Source organism: Paraburkholderia sp. BR14374 (genome assembly GCF_040948685.1).
Lineage (GTDB): Bacteria > Pseudomonadota > Gammaproteobacteria > Burkholderiales > Burkholderiaceae > Paraburkholderia > Paraburkholderia youngii.
Genome location: NZ_JBFPKF010000069.1, coordinates 1 through 5,249, shown reverse-complemented (window position 1 = coordinate 5,249; position 5,249 = coordinate 1). Strand labels below are relative to the sequence as shown.

Genomic DNA, 5,249 nt, shown 5'->3' with positions numbered 1-5,249 from the left:
GCGTCCGGCCTTCACCAGCTCGACCAGTTGCGCCCGAAATTCCGCCGGGTACGGGGTACGATGCTTGGCCATAATCGGCACCTCCTTCTCCAAAGGATAGATGTCCGTTTTTGCGGGTCAATCTCAGTCTCTCGAGGAGTGAGTTTGGAGACCGAATTATGAGCACATCAATGCCGCGCACTCGTCCGAGCTCAGCAGCATTGACAACGGCGACTCCGGCGGACCGGTCGTCACCTACGAACGGCAACTGATCGGGATCATCTCCTCCGGCGAGCCTGTCGGCCGTTCCATCGTCTACTACACGCCAATGCAACAGGTGCTGTACGAGCTTTACAGCTACAACTTCGCCCCGGCCGACCTACCCACCGATGTCGGCGAGGTCAATCCGCTATCCCGCAACGGTGAAAACGCCGCTTGGGAACTGGCGCCGACCGACGACGAGTGAGGTGCCCGGTCGCGGCCCACTGCCCGATGAAGCCGAGCGGGCGCCGTTCATGACGTCGGCCGTGTCGTCCGCATTCCGTGTGGGTAGTGGGAGTAGCTTTTCAGTCAGCAAAGCGCCGCCTCCGTGCGGCGCTTTGCTATGTGGTTGAGTCGCCCCTACAAAAACCCAGCAGTCCCTTACAGAACAAGGTAAGCCGCTGCGCGGCAACTAGAACCGTCGGTATGCGAAGGCCAACGCCGCTGGCAAGCGCGCCGTTGCCCGCGAGCGGGGGATGGTAGAGTCGGAGGTGTCGCGGGGAGGTACTGATCATCAGAACCGTCAGTCCGATCAAACAGCTGCTGCAGACCGGCGAGGCCTAGTGGCGGTATTTCAAAAAGCATGAGCATGAGATCCGCTCGGCGGTGGTGGACAACGTGGTGCGCCTGCTGGCTTGCGGACTGGAAGTAATGGGCTACGCGAGCCACTGCTGCTCGAACGGAGCCTGCCCGCATCGCAAGAAGGTGTGCTTCAGCTGAAAGAGCCGGTTCTGCCCCACGTGCGGCAAGAAGGCGACGGACCAATGGATCGCCACGCAAACGGCGAGGCCGCCGCAAACGCGCTGGCAGCACATCAGGCTGACGATGCCCTCGGCGCTGTGGGAGGTATTCAGGCTGAACCGCGCGCTGCTGAAGGCGCCCAGCCCGCAAACTGAACTGCACCCCAAAAGTTGGACACGGATCCAACGTTTTGGGGTGTTTTTCACGGCGCTGCACACGTTCGGGCGCGACCTGCAATGGAACGTGCATGTCCATCTGAGCGTGACCTGCGGGGGCTTAACGCCCGACGGCGAGCAGTGGAAGTCGATGTATTTCGTGAAGGCACAGGTCATCCCGATGTGGCGCTACGCAATCGTCGATCTGTTGCGGCATCTACGACGCGCTGGTTCCGCCGCAGGAGCTGAAAACGTAGTGCCCGACAAAAGTGGCGTGGAGCCGCTGGCTGGATCGTCACTACGGCAAGCCATGGATCGTCCATTTTGCGCCATCGTCGGACAGCCATATCCGCAACGTGAACTACCCTGGCCGGTATATCAAACGCCCGCCGCTGTCGCAGTAGAGGCTGAAGCATTACGACGGCTTTCCACCGTGGGAGTTGGTCAATCAGCAGACGCAGCGTTGGATTCAGGCAAGCTGTTTCGGGGCCATGCTGAGCGACCTGCGTTCCATCATCCGGGTTGCTCAGGATCGTCGAGGTCAACCAAGCGCGTGCATACGGCGGTGGACAGGTTGAAGCAATTACTCGCGGTACGTGTGCGCTGGGCAAGGAACAGGCGCGCGCGCAGGTCAGAGAGATGGCGCGGCAGGTTCAGCAGGCAACGGGCCAGACGCTCAAGGTGGCGTTTGCCGACCACGGATACACTGGCGAAGAGCCCGCGCAAGCGGCACTGGACGAAGGCATTGAGCTTAAGTCATCAAGCTGCCGGAGGGCAAAACCGGCTTTGTGCTGGTGCGCGCTGCTGGGTGGTCGAGCGCAGCTTCGGCTGGCTCAACCGTTTCCGTCGTCTGGCAAGCGACTAGCAGCGGTTGCCTGCAACCCTGGCTGGCTAGCACTTCTCCGTATTCTCCGGCGCTTATGCTCGTGCACTTTCCAACCCTTAACAAAACGGTGATGGTCGGACGCCCACGCTAATACAGCAATTGCCAATACGATAAGCACTGTCTGCATAAGATGACCTCTTAACCGGTTATCGCGGAGATCGATGTGTATCCTCTTTGAACAAACGTTGTCCGGTATCGAACTGAAGTAAGAGCTTTCACATTGCACCGGAAGTCGACGTTCCCAAGTGGTGTACGTTCTCAACTTCCATCCTCAATTCTCGGGAATAGAGAGATTGGTCTTTCTTTCCTGAGCCCCCAAAAACGTGAACCGCCAAAAACAAAACTCCTATCGTACGTTGGGTCGCTACGAACATCGCATTCACCATACGGTCCAAAGTGGCGTTGCGACGGAGGATAATGCAGCCCGCCGATGTCACGTGATAGCAATTCTCCTTTTGTGATCGCTCAGTGACCTTCGATTTTCGTTTAGTGTGTGGGTAGCAAAAGATCCTGCCAGACAGGGCTGGCCCATAGCAGGAGTTTTCGTACAGTCCTCAGCACCGTTCCTTTCGCTGCATGTTAAACTCGGCAGCCTGCCATTGGGCTTCCTAGCCGTGCCTCTGGCAAAAGCGCGCGGAGCGCACAGCAGCACCCGTTTTCGCAAATGCGCTGAGCCGGTCGATGAGTTCCACAAAACTTGCCAAGCTTGCCGTGCGAAGTTGATAGCACGCGATACGATTGCGCTCACAGATCCACTCGAACATCTTCACTGTATCGTCGTCTATACAGTCGGCAGGGAACATGAGCATGTCCACATCCGGCAACGCGGCGGCCAGCAAACCGGTACAGTCCACCGTGTCGCTGCCGCACGCCATCGTTCCACCTGAGGCTTCCACGAGCCACTGGATTGCAGAAAGAGATCCGGGCCGCCCCCCGACATACAGAACGCGCTTGCCCTGCAATGCCGCGAGCGGATCGGCCTTCCGACCCGATAAGTAGGATGAAGGATTATTCAAAACCCGCTCCATCGCATTTGCTTCCGCTTGCAACGCTCTATTCAGTACATCCATTTTGCTCAGTTGTACTCGCATTGCACGTGTGCTTTCACGTTCGGCCGCAGCGCGCTTCTCCGCGCTCTCTCGATAAGTCTTATGAAGGGCGATCAGATCGTCACTTTCAGTAAGTGCTTCGCGCAGCATGAGGATTTCCCTACGCAATTCCACTTGCGTCGCCAGTTGTTCGTTCCGGCACGCAGCGAACCGTTGTTTCTCTATTACTGCATCGCGCTCTGAACTAGCGACCGGGTGTGCGGTGCCCGTAGGAATTCGTCCACAAACGGAATCCGGCGCTGCCTGTAAGCAGGCGAATGCGGACCGGTTCATATGCATCGCTGTTTCGTGATGTGCTTTCATTGCGACGCGGATCAGCGGATTATCGGCAGCGGTGTCGGCATTTTTTGACAAAGCGAGAACCCCACTCGAAATTCTATTGGTGCATAACAGGCGGCTTGCATCAGCGCTATTGAATCTTGCCGTGTGTTGGCACCGACCCAGCGCTCCGCTATGAGATCGACACCTGTGCGATAGGCTCTAAAGCCCGTCGCACGCTGGTGATACGCTTGCGTGAATTCCTGCAATATGTCGCACTTTTCACGCGTGCTCCGGCAGCTTTCCGATATTCGGAGTGTGAAAATGCACAGGTTGGTTCGCCTTTACCATTCTGTCAGCTCTGTTTTCAATAACGCAATCGTCCACAGTGCACTGCATAGTGCTGCTCGCTCACATCACTTCTCGGATCGCTGCTGGGTCCGATACATCCATTTTTTCCGTCGATTCTGCGCACCCGCCATACGAGGGCGAATCCGGAACATTGAACCGACCGCTGGACGCGCGAACGCCTCCTCGCGAATGCAATTGAATATAGCGAACTCGCTATCGTGCCGGTTTGATCAGTCTCAAAGCATCGGTAGTTTGTATCGCGTTGCTTCAGCCAAAACTTGCTCAATGCCTTTGTAGTTTCGCTGACTGACGACGCAGTAGGGTCAGCGAATTGGATGCCGTTAAGGGCAGAACCACCACGACCACGGTCGTTCGCGCCCGCGCGCGGCCCCACGCCTGGTGCGCGGCACTGGCCATGATGCCAGCCGCGCTGTAGTTGCAGTAACTAGCCACCGGACTGTCACAACATCTCACTCGGTTGTTTCGCCGGCAGCGTTTTGCGGTCATAGCAAGACCGTGTCGATTATCATTCATCGTTCACCTTGCTCGCTCCCGGAGCCTAATTTCTGCGGGGGTTATTTTTGGAGTGGCTCCTGAAATTCAGCACACGTGGGCACCGTTAGGTTGATGACGCCGCAGCATGCCTGAACTCGCGACGCGAGCGCTCTTTCAGGGCTTTGTGCGGCGCCTCTTTGTAGCGTTCAAAGGCGATAGCCAGACGCGAGAGCGCCGGTTGTGCGTCAGGCTTGTCCAACGAAGCGACGTAGTCGTGCTTCACAACCTTCACGAACGATTCAGTCATGCCATTTGCTCTGCGGCGACCGCACAAGGGTGGACGACGGCTCAAGACCCAGTTGGCGAGCGAGGCTGCGCGTGCGGTGGTCGATATTGGCCAAGCCATTGGCCGACAGCCATTCGACGGCTGCGTAGCCTGTGTTGTGCCGAGGCGCTGTTCGACGGCGGCCAGCTCAGATGCGGGCACAAAGCCTCCCGCACACTCTCCGCCGCCAGACTTCCTTCCTGGCATTGCTTGCGGCAGCCGCACAACGGATTGGCGTTGACGCCGTGCCGATGAACCACGGACGACACCGAAGCTCCCAGTTCCAGCGTTTCCCGCACATGGCGATTTTTTCCTGCGCCGCGCGCTGATTGCGGCACTCTGCGCTCAGTCAAAATTTCAATGCTTTCCACTTAATGACTAGGTTTTACTGATGGGCACAATACAATCCCTATTTAAAGAGTCCTTGCGTCCAAATCCACGTAGGCGCCGCTCCAATTTCCTAACAGGCTGTTGAAAAGCGCCCCGTCATGACGACCGAAGCTACGTTCAGGAGACTTGCGCGTGCAATTTTCCGCTGAATTACCGGTTCACCGCGCGATCTGCGCGGGGCAGGCGCACGCATGCGGCTCGTCTGGCGCGCAGTCTTCGCGCCTTGACGGCTCATCGCGTCGCTCCTCGCGGCACCATCCCTGGCATTCGGGCCATGCGGGTCAGATTGCTCGCAACCA

At 57.9% G+C, this 5,249-nt stretch carries 3 protein-coding genes and 4 pseudogenes; 5 read left to right on the top strand and 2 right to left on the bottom strand.

The features are described 5' to 3' along the window. Window positions 1-166: 166 nt before the first annotated feature. From AB3X86_RS37735 to AB3X86_RS37715, 5 genes and pseudogenes are all read left to right on the top strand, one after another. Window positions 167-307: pseudogene (locus tag AB3X86_RS37735) on the top strand (trypsin-like serine protease); the annotation flags it as partial. Then, entirely contained in the window at window positions 308-445 is a 138-nt protein-coding gene (locus AB3X86_RS37730) for a hypothetical protein (protein WP_368599845.1), read from the top strand. 620 nt (window positions 446-1,065) lie between these two features. Continuing rightward, window positions 1,066-1,362 (top strand): annotated as a pseudogene (locus AB3X86_RS37725) (transposase); the annotation flags it as partial. A 43-nt stretch (window positions 1,363-1,405) separates the two neighbouring features. Further along, window positions 1,406-1,540, top strand: a complete 135-nt coding sequence (locus tag AB3X86_RS37720) for a transposase (protein ID WP_368587878.1) — start codon at window positions 1,406-1,408, stop codon at window positions 1,538-1,540. 15 nt (window positions 1,541-1,555) lie between these two features. Next, window positions 1,556-1,998 (top strand): annotated as a pseudogene (locus tag AB3X86_RS37715) (transposase); the annotation flags it as partial. Between the two features lie 632 nt (window positions 1,999-2,630). On the opposite strand, the gene AB3X86_RS37710 reads toward AB3X86_RS37715, so the two are convergent. Further along, window positions 2,631-3,485: a hypothetical protein gene (locus AB3X86_RS37710; RefSeq protein ID WP_368599844.1), complete on the bottom strand. Its 855-nt coding sequence runs from the start codon at window positions 3,483-3,485 to the stop codon at window positions 2,631-2,633. 874 nt (window positions 3,486-4,359) lie between these two features. After that, a pseudogene (locus AB3X86_RS37705) lies at window positions 4,360-4,594 on the bottom strand (integrase core domain-containing protein); the annotation flags it as partial. Between the last annotated feature and the right edge of the window lie 655 nt (window positions 4,595-5,249).

What these genes read in the sequence shown, in the direction of transcription:
- AB3X86_RS37730 (WP_368599845.1), top strand. Translation starts at nt 308, where the DNA reads ATGCAACAGGTGCTGTACGAGCTTTACAGCTACAACTTCGCCCCGGCC.